Raw genomic sequence first — 15,777 nt, forward strand, 5'->3', positions numbered from 1 at the left:
CCATGACGGGTACGCAGGTACTGGGCAATTTCAGGCAGCTGGCGCGGCGGGGCGCCGGCGCGCCGGTGATCATGCTGGTGATGCTGGCGATGATGATGTTGCCGCTGCCGCCGTTCCTGCTCGACATGCTGTTCAGCTTCAACATCGCGCTGTCGCTGGTGATCCTGCTGGCGGTGGTTTACGTGATGCGTCCGCTGGAGTTCGCCGCGTTTCCCACCGTGGTGCTGATGGCCACGCTGCTGCGGCTGGCGCTCAACATCGCCTCCACCCGCGTGGTGCTGCTGCACGGCCACGACGGCCCCGGCGCCGCGGGCAAGGTGATCGAGGCGTTCGGCGAGTTCGTGATCGGCGGCAACTTCGCGGTGGGCCTGGTGGTGTTCGCGATCATCACCATCATCAACTTCGTGGTGGTCACCAAGGGCGCCACCCGCGTGTCCGAGGTGACGGCGCGCTTCACCCTGGACGCGATGCCCGGCAAGCAGATGGCGATCGACGCCGACCTCAACGCCGGCCTGCTGACCCAGGAGCAGGCGCGCGATCGTCGCCAGGAAGTGCGCGAGGAGGCGGACTTCTACGGCTCGATGGACGGCGCCTCGAAGTTCGTGCGCGGCGACGCCACCGCCGGCATCCTGATCCTGATCATCAACATCGTCGGCGGCTTCTTCGTCGGCGTGATGCAACATGGCCTCTCCGCCGGCGAAGCGGCGCGGACCTACACCTTGCTCACCATCGGCGACGGCCTGGTGGCGCAGGTGCCGGCGCTGATGCTGTCGGTGGCCGCCGCGATCATCGTCACCCGCGTCTCCAGGGCGCAGGACATGGGACAGCAACTGGCCGGCCAGGTGTTCGGCCAGCCGCGCGCGCTGGCGGTGGCGGCCGTGGTGCTGGGCGTGATGGGGCTGGTCCCCGGCATGCCCAACCTCGCGTTCCTGCTGCTGGGCGGCGTATGCGGCGGCGCCGCGTGGCTGCTGCTCAAGCGCCAGCGCGAGACGCGCGAAAAGCTGGCCGCGGCGCCGACCGAGGCGCCGGCCGCCACGCTGCCCGCCGAGCGCGTGGAGCTGGGCTGGGAAGACGTCACCGCGGTCGATCCGCTGGGTCTGGAAGTGGGCTACCGGCTGATCCCGCTGGTTGACACGCACCAGGGCGGCGAGCTGATGGGACGGATCAAGTCGGTCCGCCGCAAGCTGTCGCAGGAGCTGGGTTTCCTGGTTCCCGCGGTGCACATCCGCGACAACCTCGACCTCGGCCCCGCCACCTATCGCATCATGCTGATGGGTGTGCCCATGGGCGAGGCCGAGGTGCACTCCGACCGCCTGCTCGCAATCAATCCGGGCCAGGTGCACGGCAGCGTGCCTGGCATCGCCACCCAGGACCCGGCCTTCGGCCTGGAAGCGGTGTGGATAGAGCTGGGCCAGCGCGAGCTGGCGCAGGGCTACGGCTACACCGTGGTCGATCCGGCGACGGTGATCGCCACCCACCTGTCGCACATCCTGCAAGGCCATGCGCACGAGCTGCTCAGCCACCAGGACGTGCAGCAACTGCTGGACCGCCTCGCGCAGGGCGCGCCCAAGCTGGTCGAGGACCTGGTGCCCAAGCGCCTGGCGCTGGGCGTGGTGGTGAAGGTATTGCAGAACCTGCTGGCCGAGCGGGTGCCGATCCGCAACATGCGCGGCATCGTCGAATCCTTGGCGGAACACGCGGGGCAGAGTCAGGATCCCGGCGTCCTCACCTCGGCCGTGCGCGTGGCGCTGGGCCGGCAGATCGTGCAGGAGATCGCCGGGCTGGGCACCGAGATCCCCGTGATCACGCTGGCGCCGGAGTTGGAGCAGATCCTGCTGGGCTCGATGTCCGGCGGCGGCATGGCCGGCGCCGCAGTGGAGCCGGGCCTGGCCGACCGCTTGCAGCAGAGCGTGGCCGAAGCGGCGCGGCGCCAGGAAATGAGCGGCGAACCGGCGGTGCTGCTGGTCGCGCCGCTGCTGCGGCCGTGGCTCGCGCGCTTCACCCGGCACGTGGCACAGAACCTGCACGTACTCGCCTACAACGAGGTGCCCGACAACCGTCGGGTGCGATTGGTACAGGCGCTGGGACGTTGAGGGCCGGGCATCGTGCGTAGGGAATCGACAACGGGACAAGCGGCGTGTGGCGCTGTGCCGGGCGCCTGCTTTCGTGCCGACCGTTCCCGGCTTTCCGTTCCCCATTTCCGCTTGCGGAGCAGGCAATGAAGATCAAGCGTTTCGTGGCACCGGACATGCGCCAGGCGATGCGCGAAGTGCGCGAGGAGCAGGGGCCGGATGCGGTGATCCTGTCCACCCGGCGCATGGACGAGGGCATCGAGGTGATCGCCGCGATCGACTACGACGAGGCGCTGGTGCGCGAGGCGGCCCGGCATGGCGCACCGCCGGCGGAAGCGACGGCGCCGAAGGTGGAGACGCGTCCCGCGGCGAGCCCTGCGCCGGTGCAGGGCGCGGCACCGGCGCAGCTGCCCACCGCAGTGCCTGCGCCGCCGCGGCGGCGGTCGGCTGCCGTCGAACCGGCCGCCGCTGCAGCGGCGGCCGAGCCGCCGCCGCAGGCGTTGATGGAGCGCGCCGCGCGCGACACCGCGCAGCTGCGCAGCGAACTGGGCGATCTGCGCGCGATGCTGGAGGTGCAGTTGTCCAGTCTGGCCTGGAACGATCTGGAGCGGCGCCAGCCGCTGCGCGCGCGCATCCTGCGCGAGCTGACCCGGTTTGGCATCGAGGCCGACGTGGCGCGCACGCTGGTGGACGAGCTGCCGGAACAGATCAATGCCGAGCAGGCGCGCTACCTGCCGCTGGGCATGCTCAGCCGCAGCCTCGCGGTGAGCGGCCGCCCCCTGTGCGACGACGGCCGCGGCGTGGTCGCCCTGGTCGGCCCCACCGGCGTCGGCAAGACCACCACCATCGCCAAGCTCGCGGCGCGTGCGGTGATGCGCCACGGCGCAGGGCGGGTGGCCCTGGTCAGCACTGACCACTACCGCATCGGCGCCGCCGCGCAGCTGGAACACTACGGGCGTCTGCTCGGCGTGCAGGTCTACCCGGCCTACGACGCACGCAGCCTGGGCACGGTGCTGGAGATGCTGCAGGGCCGCCACACCGTGCTGATCGACACCGCCGGCATGGCCGGCAGCGATCCGCGCCTGGCGCAGCAACTGGAGATCCTCGCCGGTGCCGGCGAACTGCGTTCCTGCCTGGTGCTGGCGGCGAATGCGCAGATCGCGTCGCTGGAGGAGGCTGTGCGCGCCTATCGCGTGCTCAAGCCGCATGCCTGCATCCTGACCAAGCTGGACGAGTCGCCGAAGTTGGGCGGCGCGCTGTCGGTGCTGATCCGCCACCGGCTGCCGCTGGACTATGTCACCGACGGCCAGCGCGTGCCCGAGGATATCGCCACCGCGGATGCGCGCGTGCTGGTATGCCGCGTGGCCCGGGCGCCCAGGGCCGAGGCTCCCGACGACAACCTCATGGCCGAACGCTTCGGTCTCGCCGTGGCCCAGGCATGAACGGGGCGCTCGCAATGAACCAGGCCTCGGGGTTGAAACAGATGCTGGCCGCGTTGACGGGGCGCCCTGCAAGGGAAGTGATCGCCGGCCACCAGGCCGACGGCCTGCTCACCGCGGTGCCGATCCCGCGGAGGCTGTGCCGACCGATCGCGGTGGCGGGCGGCAAGGGCGGCGTCGGCAAGAGCACCGTTGCGGTGAACCTCGGCGTGGCGCTGGCCAGCGCCGGGCACGAAGTGATGCTGCTGGACGCCGACACCGGGCTGGCGAACGTCGACGTGATGCTGGGGCTTGCCCCGTCGCGCCATCTCGGCCACATGCTGGACGGCGCGTGCACGCTGCAGGAGCTGCTGCTGCCTGCGGCCTGCGGCCTGCAGGTGGTGCCGGCCGGCTCCGGCGCGCGCCGGCTGGCGCAACTGGACCATGGCGAACTGGCGGCGATCATCCACGCCTTCGACGAGCTGGCGCGGCCGCCCGAATACCTGCTGGTGGACACCGCCGCGGGCCTCGCGGACAACGTGACGATGTTCGCCGCCGCCGCCGCCGAGGTGATCCTGGTGGTGTGCGACGAACCGGCTTCGCTGACCGATGCCTACGGGCTGGCCAAGGTGCTCAGCCGCGACTTCGGCGTGCGCCGCCTGCGCATGGTCGCGAACATGACGCGCAACGAGGGCGACGCGCGCCTGCTGCACCAGAAGCTGGCACGGGTAAGCGACCGTTTCCTGGAAGTGGTGATCGAGTTCTCCGGCTGGGTGCCGCACGACGAGCGCCTGCGCCAGGCGATCCGGCGCCAGGCCGCGGTGGTCGAGCTGTGGCCGGGGAGTCCGTCGGCACGGGCATTCAAGAAACTGGCCGATACGGTCGATACATGGGGCGAGCCCGGGCGCGCTGGCCTGGACCGCATCTCCTTCTTCGGCGGCCGCACGTCGGCGGGCGCGGAGGGACCGGGATGAGCGCGACTTCGGAATATCTGCAACTTTCCCGCGAGAATGCCGACGAACTGGTACGTCGGCACGCGCCGCTGGTCCGGCGTATCGCCTATCACCTGATGGGGCGGTTGCCGCCCAGTGTCGACGTGGGCGACCTGATCCAGGCGGGAATGATCGGTTTGCTGGAGGCGGCACGCCATTTTGCCCACGACAAGGGCGCCAGCTTCGAGACGTTTGCGGGCATCCGCATCCGTGGTGCGATGCTGGACGAGTTGCGCAAGGCCGACTGGACGCCGCGCTCGGTGCACCGCAAGGCGCGCGAAGTGGCCGAGGCGGTCCGCCGGATCGAGGCCGAGACCGGTACCGAGGCCGACGACGCCGAGGTGATGCGCCGCCTCGGCATCGGCGCGGAGGAATACCACCAGGTGCTGGCCGATGCGGCCAGTTCGCGCCTGCTCAGCCTCACCGTGGCGGACGATGGCGAGGACGTCGGCGTGCTCGACGTGGCCGACGAAAACAGCCTGGCGCCGGACCAGGGCATCGAGCACGACGGCATGCGCGAGGCGTTGGCCGAAGCGATCACCGCCCTGCCCGAACGCGAGCAACTGGTGATGTCGCTGTACTACGAGCAGGAATTGAACCTCAAGGAAATCGGCGCCGTGCTGGGCGTCAGCGAGTCGCGGGTGTGCCAGATCCACGGCCAGGCCGTGATCCGGCTGCGCGCACGGCTGGTCGACTGGCGCGACTGAGCAGGCGCCACCCCACCATTCCCCGGGGCCGTGCGGCGGCCCGATGCAGTGGAGCAGACGTTTGGACAAGAACATGAAAATCCTGGTGGTGGACGACTTCTCCACCATGCGGCGCATCGTCAGGAACCTGCTGGTCGAGCTGGGTTTCAGCAATCCGCTGATCCAGGAAGCGGACGACGGCGAGAGCGCGCTGACCATGTTGCGCGGCCAGCCGTTCGACCTGGTGGTGACCGACTGGAACATGCCGAACATGACCGGCATCGACCTGCTGCGCGTGATCCGCGCCGAAACCGCGCTGAAGGGCTTGCCGGTGCTGATGGTGACGGCCGAGAACAATCGCGACCAGATCATCGCCGCCGCCCAGGCCGGCGTGAACGGCTACATCGTGAAGCCGTTCACCGCGGTCACGCTCAAGGAAAAGCTCACCAAGATCTTCGAACGAATCGCCGCCAGCGGAGCCAGCGCATGAATGCCGTACTTCCCCTCGCCGTGGACGAGAGCCTGCCGCCCGAGCTGCGCGAATTGCTGAACAGTCCGGACGGCCCCGCCTTCGAGCAGGCGCTGGATGCGATGGTGCGCCAGCGCGAGCAGCACCTGTTCCGCGCGCTGGGCCAACTGGCGCGCGAACTGCACGACGCCGTGCGCCGCCTCGGCGGCGAGCTGGCCCAGGAAGGCGTGCCCGGCATCGTCGCCGACGCACGCCAGCACCTGCAGGACGTGCTGGAGATGAGCGCGAACGCCGCCAACCGCAGCATCGATTTCGCGGAACGCCTGCGGCCGCAGGCCGATTCGCTGGCGCACAACGCCGGCCAGCTCCTGCAATGGACCGGCGGCGACGAGCCGGCCGCCGTGCTGGCGCGCGAGGCTGCCGAATTTGCCGGGGACTGCCGCGCCGGCCTGGCCGACATGGTGCTGGCGCAGTCCTGGCAGGACCTCACCGGCCAGCGCGTCAAGAAGGTCGCCAGCTTCATCGGCACGGTCGAATCCTCGCTGCTGGAACTGGTGCGCCTCACCGGCGCGCTGGCCGTCGGCGAAGCGCCGGTCGACGTGGCGAAGGTGACCAGTCAGGAGGACGCCGACCGCCTGCTCAGCGAATTCGGGTTCTGAGCGGCCCGGCGATGAACGCGGACTTCGACAACGAGCTGCGCCAGGATTTCCTGGTCGAGGCCGGCGAGCTCGTCGAGCGCCTGGGCGAGCAACTGGTGGCGCTGGAGCAGGCGCCGGACGACGGCGAGCTGCTGAATGCCGTGTTCCGCGCCTTCCACACCGTCAAGGGCGGCGCGGGCTTCCTCGCGCTGGAGCCGATGGTGCAGCTGTGCCACCACGCCGAGGATCTGCTCAACCTCGCGCGCAACGGCCGCCTCACGCTGGACGCCGGCTACATGGACGCGCTGCTGCAGACGCTGGACCTGCTGGCCGGAATGATGGCGGCGCTGGGCGCCGGCGAAGCGTTGGCGCCGCCGCCGGCCGCGCTGTTGGCGGCGCTGCTGCCGCGCGACGGGGCAGTTGCCCCGGTTCCAGCGCCCGCACCTGTTCCCGCACCGGCGGCCGACGCAGCCGGCGTCGGCATCGACGACAGCGAATTCGAGGCCTTGCTGGACAGTCTCTATGGCACCGCAGCCCCCGGCACCATCGAGCCTGCCGCGCTGCCGGCTGCCGTGCCGCCGGGCGCCGGCGGCATCGACGACGATGAATTCGAGGCGTTGCTGGACACGCTGCATGGCAAGGGTGGCCAGCCCGGTGCGGTCGTGCCGCCGCCTGCACCGGCCGCGACGACGGCCATGGCCCCCGCGCGTCCCGCGGCGCCGACCGTGGTCGAAACCACGGTGCGCGTGGATACCGCGCGACTGGATCTGCTGGTCAACCACGCCGGCGAACTGGTGCTGGTGCGCAACCGTCTGCTCAGCCTCGCCGCGCGGCATCGCAGCGAGGTGCTGGCGGAGGCCGCCGACGAACTGGATCGCATCACCGACGAGCTGCAGGGCGCAGTGATGGGCATGCGCATGCAGCCGGTGGGCCGGCTGTTCCAGCGCTTTCCGCGCATCGTGCGCGACCTCGCCCGCCAGCTCGGCAAGGAGGTGGAGCTGGTGCTGGAAGGCGAAGGCACCGACCTCGACCGCAGCCTGGTCGAGGCGCTGGCCGATCCGCTGATCCACCTGCTGCGCAACGCGCTGGACCATGGCGTGGAAGCGCCCGACGCACGCGAGCGCGCGGGCAAGCCGCGCAAGGGCTGCGTCGTGCTGGCGGCCAGCCAGCGCGGCGAGCGCATCGTGATCACGGTGCGCGACGATGGCCGCGGCATGGACCCGGACGTCCTGCGCAGCAAGGCGGTGGAGAAGGGTGCGATCGACGCGGCGCAGGCCGCGCGCCTGTCCGAGGCCGAGTGCTATGAACTGATCTTCCGTCCAGGCTTCAGCACTGCCGCCATCGTGTCGGATGTTTCCGGCCGCGGCGTGGGCATGGACGTGGTGAAGACCCGCATCACCGAATTGGGCGGCACGCTGGCGGTGCATTCGCGCCTGGGCCACGGCAGCGAACTGGAGCTGGCGGTGCCGCTCACCCTGGCGGTGCTGCGCGTGCTGATGGTGCGCGTGGGCCAACGCCTGCTGGCGCTGCCTCTGGGCAATGTGGAAGAGGTGTTCGAACTGGCCGTGGGCCAGGACTGCCTGCTCGACGGCCGCCTGGTCGCGCGCCATCGCGGCCGCGCGCTGCCGCTGGTCGACATGCTCGACTGGACCGGCGAGCCCGCCGAGGCGATACGCCATGTGGCGGTGCTGCACATCGGCCATCAGCGGCTGGGCTGCCTGGTGCACCAGGTGCTGGGCCGCGAGGACGTCATCGTCAAGCCGCTGGGCCACCTGTTCCACGGCGTGCCGGGCGTGGCCGGCGCCACCGTCACCGGCGACGGCCGGCTGGCGCTGGTGCTGGACCTGGCCGGCCTCGCCGACGGCGCCACCCAATCTCCCACTCCCCTCGCACAGACCGGCTGACCGTCATGGATCTGATCAGCATCATCGGCACGATCCTGGCCTTCGTGGTCATCATCGTCGGCACCATCCTCAAGGGCTCCAGCGTCGACGCGCTGTGGAATCCGGCGGCGTTCGTGATCGTGTTCCTGGGCACGCTGGCGGCGCTGCTGGTGCAGAACCACGGCACGGTGCTGAAGCATGCGCTGCGGATGCTGGCCATGGTCTACCGGCCGCCCTCGCACCGGCCCTCCGACCTGATCAGCCGCATCGTGGGATGGAGCGAGATCTCGCGTCGGCAGGGACTGCTCGGGCTGGAACCGCAGATCGAGGCCGAGCCCGACCCGTTCGTCAGCAAGGGCCTGCAGATGCTGGTCGACGGCGGCGAGCCGGAGGCGATCCGCAGTGTGCTGGAAGTGGACCTGGAGACCCGCGAGGCGACCGACCTCGCCGGCGCCAAGGTGTTCGAGATGGCCGGCATCTACTCGCCAACGCTGGGCATCATCGGCGCGGTGATGGGACTGATGGCGGTGATGCAGAACCTCGCCGACCCGGCCAAGCTCGGCCACGGCATCGCCGCGGCGTTCGTCGCCACCATCTACGGCGTGGCGTTGGCCAACCTGTTCATGCTGCCGATGGCCGCGCGGCTGAAGAGCCTGATCGGCAAGCAGACCCGGATGCGCGAGATCCTGATCGAGGGCCTGGTGTCGATCGCCCAGGGCGACAACCCGCGCCAGATCGAGGCGCGCCTGCAGGGCTACGTGGCATGAGGCGGCACAAGCACGAGGAACACGCCAACCACGAGGCCTGGGCGATCCCGTATGCCGACCTGATGACTCTGCTGCTGGCGTTCTTCGTGGTGATGTACGCCGTCTCGGTGGTCAACGAGGGCAAGTTCCGCGTGATGTCCGAGTCGATGATCGAGGCGTTCAACGGCTCCAGCCATGCGATCGCGCCGCTGCCGCCCACCCAGGTGCGCCCGCACAACATCAGTCCGTCCATCGCCGCGCCGGCCGGGCAGGCCGGCTCCTCGGTGGTGCCGGTCGCGGTGCCGATCCCGCCGCATCCGGTGGCCATGCAGGGCGGCCACGGGCGCGACATCGCCAGCCAGGTCGTGCAGCCGGCGAAGCTGGAGCGCATCGAGTCCGAGGTGCGCAAGGCGCTGCAGGCGCTGATCGACCGCAAGCAGGTGACCGTGCGCAACAACGGCCACTGGCTGGAGATCGAGATCCGCACCGATATCCTGTTCCCCAGCGGCGTGGCGCAGCTGTCCACGTCGGCGCAGGGCGTGCTGCACGCGCTGGCCGGGGTGCTGGCGGGGTTCGGCAATGCGCTGCGGATCGAGGGCTTCACCGACGACGTGCCGATCAACACGGCGCTGTACCCCTCGAACTGGGAATTGTCCGCGGCGCGCGCGGGCAGCGTCGCGCGGCTGTTCGTCGACAGCGGCATCGCGCCGGACCGGCTCGGCATCATCGGCTGGGGCGAGGTGCATCCGGTCGCCGACAACGGTACCGAAGTCGGGCGCAACGAGAACCGCCGCGTGCTGGTGGTGGTGATGGGCGAGGGTTCGGCGCCGCAGCGCGAGCGCAGCGGCGTCCGCGAGCTCGACCGTCAGCCGGGCATCGCCTCGCTACCGACGCCGGGCGTGCTGCCCACCGTGCAGGTGGTCGAGCCGCAGCGGCCGGCGCCGGAGGCTGGGGCGGCGAAGAACGTGCCGCAGGCCGCTGCGCCTGCCGCTGCGGATGCGTCGGCCGCGGCGGGCTTCTCGGGCAGCGCGGGCGACAGCGTGCGCAGGACAGGAGCAATGCCATGAGTCTTTCCGTGGCCGACCGGACCGGCGTGGACCGCCACTGGCTGACGTTCCGGATCGGCGCGCAGCTGTACGCCGCGCGGCTGGCCGAGGTCAGCGAGGTGATCCGCGACGAGGAGCTGACGCCGGTGCCCGGAGCAGCGGCCGACCTGCTTGGCGTGAGGCACCTGCGCGGACGCATCGTGCCGGTGATGGACGGTCGCCGCCGGCTGGGCTTGCCGGCGCAGCCCGCGGCCGATCCGCTGGCGGTGCGCATCGTCATGCTGATGCATGCCGGCCAGCCGCTGGGCCTCAAGGTCGATGCGGTCGGCGAGTTGATCGACGGCGATGGCCTGGAGATCGCGCCGCCGCCCCCCGGGCGGGCCAGCCGCGACGACGATCCGGTCAGCGGCGTGCTGCCGTGGCGCGACGGTTTCGTGGCCTTGCTCGACGCACGGCGGTTGTACCGGCTGAATGGAGGCGAAGGCGATGTGGCTTGAACTGAGCGTGCTCGTGCTGTTGCTGCTGGCCGTGGGCCAGACGGCGTTGCTGCTGCGGCTGTGGTGGGACTCGCGCTGTCTGCGGGAGCGCGTCGATGCGCTGTGGCACAACGCGGCGGCCGCAGGCACCGACGTGCCGACTTCGATGCTGGTGACGGCGCTGGGACGGCTCGAACGGCAGCTTGGCCACGCGGACCGGCCGGCGTCGCCGGACCGATCCTGGGAGCTGGCCCGGCAACTGGTGCGCGCAGGTGCCGACGTCGACCAGCTGGTCACCCGGTGCGGGCTGTCGCGCGACGAGGCGAAGCTGATCCTCGCGATGCGCGCGCCGGTGGCATAGCGCGCACGATGGCGACGCAGCGTTGGCCACGCAACAGGCCGTCGCCTGGCGCTGCCGGTCAGCCTTGTTCGTCCGCCGCATCGTAGACCGCGGCCAGCAGCGACGCCGCAGCGGCGTAGAGCAGCGCCGGCACATCCTCGCGCAGGCGCAGTCCGGCCAGCAGGGCGGCGATCTGCGGATCGGGATGCAGCGGCAGGCCCAGCGCCTGCGCACGTGCGCGCAGGGTTTCCAGCGATTCGTTCGGCAGCGCCCGGCTCTCCCCACCGCCGGGAGCGGACAGGCGCAGGCTGACCCTACGCGTGGGTGGCGGAGGCGCCGGCGCGCTCATGCAGTGGCCTGCAGCAGCACGGCGCTGTAGCGGTTCGGCGGCTCCGGCTGGCCCAGCTGACAACTCAGCTGGTCCAGCAGCAGGCCGCAGGCGGCCAGCCGCTGGCGCAGCGCGCCGAACTGGCGCTCCAGTCGCTGCACCGTATCCGCCTGGGCGGCCCACAGGCGCACCGACAGGCGCGGCTCGCGCAACTGCAGTTCGCCCTGGATCGCGCCCAGTGCGGGCAGATCAAGCGCAAAGCCCAGGTTCCAGCCGCGGCTGCCGTCGCCGGGGTCGACGACATATTCCAGTTGCAGTTGCAGCACGTCGCGTCCATCCACGCCGTGCAGCGGAATCTCTATCATCCACGCCGGCAGCGGGCTGCTGGCTGACTCGAGCTGCGCCACGTCGATCCGCGCCAGCGCGGCTTTCACGTCGCCTCGCAGGCGATCAAGCAGCGGTTCGACCGCGTCGCCCGCGAGCGACGGCGGCAACGCGGCGCGCGGCTGCGCCTGTAGGCCGCGTTGCAGCATGGGTGGTGCGGTGTCGCCGGCATTCTGCCGCGGTGGCGCCGACGCGCGACGGTCGAGCAAGGTGGCCACGCGCAGCAGCGCGCCTTTCCAGTCGCCCACCAGCGTCGCCGGATAGTCGGGAGAATGCGCGAGGAGCGCTTCGAGGAACAGCCCGCTGCGTTCGATCGCCACGCGCAGGCCTTCCCCACGGGTGACCTCGGCCGGGCTGTGCATCGCCTGTTCCAGCAGGGCGAGCGCGCCGCGCAACTCCGCCGGCAACTGGCGCAGCACCGGCCGCTGGGCCAGTGCGCCCAGCGTGGCCAGCAACGGCGCATAGCCGTTCTGCTGCGGCAGTCGTTCGCGCAGGGCACGCTGCAGCACGGGGTCGGCGGGTTGCGCGAGCAGCTCCAGTTGCGGCTGGGCGCCCAGGCTCAGCACGCGCACCTGGAACTGTGCCGGCAACTGGCTGCCGGTCACGTCGGCTTCCACCGTCAAGCCGCCGATCTGCAGCACCTGCAGCCCCTGCGGGTTCACGCCCAGCGGCCGCGCCAGCAGCACGCTGCCGATGCGCCAGCTCGGCGCCGCGCTGCCGGAGGCGGCGCCGGCCCAGGTCAGGGCGGCCATACTGGTCGGCTGGATGATCAATGCGGTTCCTGCGCGTGGATGGCGGCGTCGGGGGCGAGCCCGTCCCGGAGAACATCGACCGGCAACGCGCGAACTTGAGATGGCGCTGCACCAGGCGCCATCGCGGTCGCAGCAGGACGGCGCGCATCACGAGGGGGCGCGAACGGACTCTAAAGCGCGCGCCATCGCGGCCGATAAACCGGACAGTCAGCGCCAGCGGGCGCGAACGGAGCGATGGCATGGCCGGCAAGCGGGCCGCGAAACGGGACGGCGAACAGATGGTGGGCGACGCCGCAGTGCGGTTGCCGCCGGACTGCCGCCTGGGCGCGCTGTCGGCGCTCCATGCCGAGCTGGTGGCGGCGCTGCCCGGCGGCGCCGTCGAGCTCGACGGCAGCCAGGTGGAACGCGTGGATACCGCCGCACTGCAGTTGCTGGTGCTGTTGTGCCGCGAGCTGGATCGGCGCGGCGGCACGCTGGCCTGGCGCGGCAGCAGCGCTGCCCTGGACGAGGCGGCCGGCCTGCTGGGCGTGGCGAAGATTCTGGAATTGCCGGCCGCCGGGCCGGCCTGAACGAGGTGGCAGCATGGCAAAGATTCTTGCGGTAGACGACTCCGCTTCGATGCGCGGCATGGTGGCCTTCACCCTGCGTGGCGCGGGGCACGAGGTGACCGAGGCCGAGAACGGCCAGCTGGCGCTGGACGCGGCCGGCGCGGGTGCGTTCGACCTGGTGCTGGCCGACGTCAACATGCCGGTGATGGACGGCATCGCGATGGTGCGCGCGCTGCGCGCCAGGCCCGAATACCAGGGGGTGCCGATCCTGATGCTCACCACCGAGTCGCACACCGAGAAAAAGATGGAAGGCAAGGCCGCCGGCGCCACCGGCTGGCTGGTCAAGCCGTTCGATCCCGACCAGCTGCTGGCGACCGTCAAGCGCGTGCTGGGCTGAGGCAGGGCGCATGGCCACGGTCGATCTCAGCCAGTTCCACAAGACCTTCTTCGAGGAGAGCCTGGAAGGCCTTGACGCGATGGAGGCGGCCCTGCTGGCGCTGGACTCGGGCTCGGCCGACCACGAACTGGTGCACACCATCTTCCGTGCGGCGCATTCCATCAAGGGCGGCGCGGCGACCTTCGGCTTCGCCGATGTGGCCGCATTCACCCACGTGGCCGAATCGCTGCTGGAGGAAGTGCGCAGCGGGCGCCGTGCGGTGGACGCCGGGCTCACCGACCTGCTGCTGCGTTCGGTCGACTGCCTGCGCGCCATGCTGGCCCGCACCGCCCGGGGCCAGCCCGTGGCCGACGCCGCCAGTGAAGCATTGCGCATCGAGTTGACGCAGCTGGTGGCTGGCGAGGCGGCGCCCGCGCCCGCGGCGGCGCAGGCCGGCGCCACCGCGGTGGATGGCTGGGACATCCGCTTCGTCGGGCTGCCGCACCTGCTGCGCAGCGGCCACGAGCCGCTGCGCCTGTTCCGCGAGCTGCAGCAGCTGGGCCGGCTGGAAGTGCTGCGCGCGTTCGTCGGAGACGCCGTGGCTGCGGATTTCTCCACGCTCGATCCCGGTGAGTGCCACCTGGGCTGGGAGCTGCGCCTGCACGGCGCAGTCGCGCGGCCAGATCTGGATGCCGTGTTCGAATGGCTGGACGGCGACTGCGAACTCGCGATCGCGCCGCTGGCCGCGGTCGAACCCGTGGCGCCTTCGCCGGAGCCTGCGGTGGCCGCACCGGCTGCCGCGCGTGAGGCGTCGGCAGCCGGCCACGCCGACGGCGGCTCGATCCGCGTGGGCATCGACAAGGTCGATGCGCTGATCGACATGATGGGCGAGCTGGTGATCACCCAATCCATGCTCAACGACATCGGCGCCAACTTCGACCTGTCGCAGCTGGAACGGCTGCGCGAGGGGCTGGCCCAGCTCGAGCGCAACACGCGCGAGCTGCAGGACAGCGTGATGCGCATCCGCATGCTGCCGATCGGCACGGTGTTCAACCGTTTTCCGCGGCTGGTGCGCGACCTCGAGCGCAAGCTGGGCAAGCAGGTGAAGCTGGAGCTGCATGGCGAGCACACCGAGCTGGACAAGACGGTGCTGGAGAAGATCGGCGATCCCATGGTGCACCTGGTGCGCAACGCGATCGACCACGGTCTGGAACTGCCCCGGCAGCGCCGCGCCGCGGGCAAGCCGGAAGCCGGCACGCTCAGGCTGGACGCCCATCACGAGGGCGGCAACATCGTGGTGCGGATCAGCGACGACGGTGCCGGACTCAACCACGAACGCATCCGTGCCAAGGCGGTCGAGCGCGGGCTGGTGCCGCCTGACCAGCCCCTGGGCGACGACGAGATCGCCGCGCTGATTTTCGAGCCCGGCTTCTCCACCGCCGCCCAGGCCACCGACCTTTCCGGCCGCGGCGTGGGCATGGACGTGGTTCGCCGCAACGTGCGCGACCTCGGCGGCAGCGTCGGCGTGAAGAGCGTGGCCGGCCAGGGCAGCGTGTTCACCATCGCCCTGCCGCTGACGCTGGCGATCATCGACGGCCTGGTCACCGCGGTCGGCGGCGAACGCTACATCGTGCCGCTGATCTCCATCGTCGAGTCGCTGCGCCTGCCGGCCGATGCCGTGCGCCGCACCGCCGGCGGCGGCGAGGTGTTCCGCTTCCGCGACGAGTACCTGCCGGTCATCCGCCTGCATCGCGCCTTCGGCTGCGCCGATGCGGTCACCGAGATCGGGCGCGGCATCGTGGTGGTGGTCGAGGACGGCGGCCAGCGCGTGGGCCTGCTGGTGGACGAACTGGTGGGCCAGCAGCAGGCGGTGATCAAGTCGCTGGAGAAACATTACCGGCAGGTGCAGGGCGTGTCGGGAGCCACCATCGTCAGCGACGGTTCGGTGGCGCTGATCGTGGACGTGGGCGGCGTGGTGCGGCTGGGACGGTGCAGCGGCAAGGCCGCCTGAGCGGACCGGGGCCCGCCGCGACCCGCTCAAGTCCTTTTCGCCCAGGCCGATAAATCAACGAGGCCGGCGCCTGCGGGCGCCCATCACCAGGCAGACGATCCATGCACGAAAACCACGCGGACACGGCGCCCACCGTCCAGCAGCTCACCTTCAGCCTGGTGGGCGAGGAGTACGGCGTCGACATCCTGTCGGTGCGCGAGATCCGCGGATGGACGCGGGTCACGCGGATTCCGCAGACGCCCGTCTACGTGCTCGGCGTGCTGAACCTGCGCGGCGCGATCGTGCCGGTGCTGGATCTGCGCCTGCGCTTCGGACTGGAGCGCGAGAGCTACGGCGACAACACCGTGATGATCGTGGTGGCGGTCGCCGAGCGCCTGTTCGGCATCGTGGTGGACGCGGTGTCCGACGTGGTCGACATCGACCCGGCCACGATCAAGCCGGTGCCGGACATGGGCGCGATCGTCGACACCCGCTACCTGAAGGGCCTCGCCACGCATGCCGAGCGCATGGTGATGCTGCTGGACGTGCAGAAGCTCATGCGTCCGGAAGACGTTGAAACGCTGGACGCCGCGCTGCCGGACGTTCGCGCTGCCGAAATTGCCGCCTGATCCT

17 protein-coding genes are annotated in these 15,777 nt (G+C 70.8%); 15 read left to right on the forward strand and 2 right to left on the reverse strand.

Annotated features, from left to right (window positions below):
* Positions 1-2: 2 nt before the first annotated feature.
* From flhA to PCA_RS01715, 11 genes are all read left to right on the forward strand, one after another.
* Positions 3-2,093, forward strand: a complete 2,091-nt coding sequence (flhA, locus tag PCA_RS01665; RefSeq protein ID WP_181300416.1) for a flagellar biosynthesis protein FlhA — start codon at positions 3-5, stop codon at positions 2,091-2,093.
* A gap of 125 nt (positions 2,094-2,218) precedes the next feature.
* Positions 2,219-3,514, forward strand: a complete 1,296-nt coding sequence (flhF, locus tag PCA_RS01670) for a flagellar biosynthesis protein FlhF (RefSeq protein WP_181300417.1) — start codon at positions 2,219-2,221, stop codon at positions 3,512-3,514.
* A gap of 14 nt (positions 3,515-3,528) precedes the next feature.
* Positions 3,529-4,464 carry a P-loop NTPase gene (locus tag PCA_RS01675; RefSeq protein WP_181300418.1) on the forward strand — a complete coding sequence of 312 codons (936 nt, stop codon included), beginning with the start codon at positions 3,529-3,531 and terminating at the stop codon, positions 4,462-4,464.
* Positions 4,461-5,189: an RNA polymerase sigma factor FliA gene (locus tag PCA_RS01680; RefSeq protein ID WP_181300420.1), complete on the forward strand. Its 729-nt coding sequence runs from the start codon at positions 4,461-4,463 to the stop codon at positions 5,187-5,189. The genes PCA_RS01675 and PCA_RS01680 overlap by 4 nt, the downstream gene beginning before the upstream one ends.
* Before the next feature lie 61 nt (positions 5,190-5,250).
* The gene (cheY, locus tag PCA_RS01685) at positions 5,251-5,658 is read left to right on the forward strand and encodes a chemotaxis response regulator CheY (RefSeq protein WP_181300421.1); all 408 of its coding nucleotides are present in this window, start codon (positions 5,251-5,253) and stop codon (positions 5,656-5,658) included.
* Entirely contained in the window at positions 5,655-6,296 is a 642-nt protein-coding gene (locus tag PCA_RS01690; protein WP_181300423.1) for a protein phosphatase CheZ, read from the forward strand. The genes cheY and PCA_RS01690 overlap by 4 nt, the downstream gene beginning before the upstream one ends.
* 11 nt (positions 6,297-6,307) lie before the next feature.
* Positions 6,308-8,179 carry a chemotaxis protein CheA gene (locus PCA_RS01695; protein ID WP_181300424.1) on the forward strand — a complete coding sequence of 624 codons (1,872 nt, stop codon included), beginning with the start codon at positions 6,308-6,310 and terminating at the stop codon, positions 8,177-8,179.
* Between the two features lie 5 nt (positions 8,180-8,184).
* The gene (locus tag PCA_RS01700) at positions 8,185-8,925 is read left to right on the forward strand and encodes a flagellar motor protein (RefSeq protein ID WP_181300426.1); all 741 of its coding nucleotides are present in this window, start codon (positions 8,185-8,187) and stop codon (positions 8,923-8,925) included.
* Positions 8,922-9,971 (forward strand): flagellar motor protein MotD, encoded by a 1,050-nt coding sequence (gene motD / locus PCA_RS01705; RefSeq protein WP_181300427.1) that lies wholly within the window; start codon positions 8,922-8,924, stop codon positions 9,969-9,971. The genes PCA_RS01700 and motD overlap by 4 nt, the downstream gene beginning before the upstream one ends.
* The gene (locus PCA_RS01710) at positions 9,968-10,447 is read left to right on the forward strand and encodes a chemotaxis protein CheW (protein WP_181300429.1); all 480 of its coding nucleotides are present in this window, start codon (positions 9,968-9,970) and stop codon (positions 10,445-10,447) included. Before motD ends, PCA_RS01710 begins: the two co-directional genes overlap by 4 nt.
* The gene (locus PCA_RS01715; protein ID WP_181300431.1) at positions 10,437-10,787 is read left to right on the forward strand and encodes a DUF2802 domain-containing protein; all 351 of its coding nucleotides are present in this window, start codon (positions 10,437-10,439) and stop codon (positions 10,785-10,787) included. Before PCA_RS01710 ends, PCA_RS01715 begins: the two co-directional genes overlap by 11 nt.
* Positions 10,788-10,845: 58 nt before the next feature.
* Here PCA_RS01715 and PCA_RS01720 read toward each other — a convergent pair whose 3' ends face one another.
* Both PCA_RS01720 and PCA_RS01725 read right to left on the reverse strand, forming a co-directional pair.
* Entirely contained in the window at positions 10,846-11,115 is a 270-nt protein-coding gene (locus tag PCA_RS01720) for a flagellar biosynthesis protein (RefSeq protein WP_181300432.1), read from the reverse strand.
* Complete coding sequence (locus PCA_RS01725; protein ID WP_181300434.1) at positions 11,112-12,251, reverse strand: flagellar hook-length control protein FliK; 1,140 nt, start codon at positions 12,249-12,251, stop codon at positions 11,112-11,114. Before PCA_RS01725 ends, PCA_RS01720 begins: the two co-directional genes overlap by 4 nt.
* A 218-nt stretch (positions 12,252-12,469) precedes the next feature.
* Between PCA_RS01725 and PCA_RS01730 the strand changes: the two genes are divergently transcribed.
* The 4 genes from PCA_RS01730 (at position 12,470) to PCA_RS01745 (ending at position 15,773) form a co-directional block, all read left to right on the forward strand.
* Positions 12,470-12,799: an STAS domain-containing protein gene (locus PCA_RS01730; protein WP_181300436.1), complete on the forward strand. Its 330-nt coding sequence runs from the start codon at positions 12,470-12,472 to the stop codon at positions 12,797-12,799.
* 13 nt (positions 12,800-12,812) lie between these two features.
* Positions 12,813-13,175: a response regulator gene (locus tag PCA_RS01735; RefSeq protein ID WP_181300438.1), complete on the forward strand. Its 363-nt coding sequence runs from the start codon at positions 12,813-12,815 to the stop codon at positions 13,173-13,175.
* Between the two features lie 10 nt (positions 13,176-13,185).
* Positions 13,186-15,165 carry a chemotaxis protein CheA gene (locus PCA_RS01740; RefSeq protein WP_181300439.1) on the forward strand — a complete coding sequence of 660 codons (1,980 nt, stop codon included), beginning with the start codon at positions 13,186-13,188 and terminating at the stop codon, positions 15,163-15,165.
* Positions 15,166-15,266: 101 nt separating this feature from the next.
* Positions 15,267-15,773, forward strand: a complete 507-nt coding sequence (locus PCA_RS01745; protein ID WP_181300441.1) for a chemotaxis protein CheW — start codon at positions 15,267-15,269, stop codon at positions 15,771-15,773.
* Positions 15,774-15,777: the final 4 nt, after the last annotated feature.

Origin of the sequence: Rhodanobacter sp. PCA2 (assembly GCF_013620825.1) — a bacterium.
In the GTDB taxonomy this organism is placed as follows: domain Bacteria; phylum Pseudomonadota; class Gammaproteobacteria; order Xanthomonadales; family Rhodanobacteraceae; genus Rhodanobacter_A.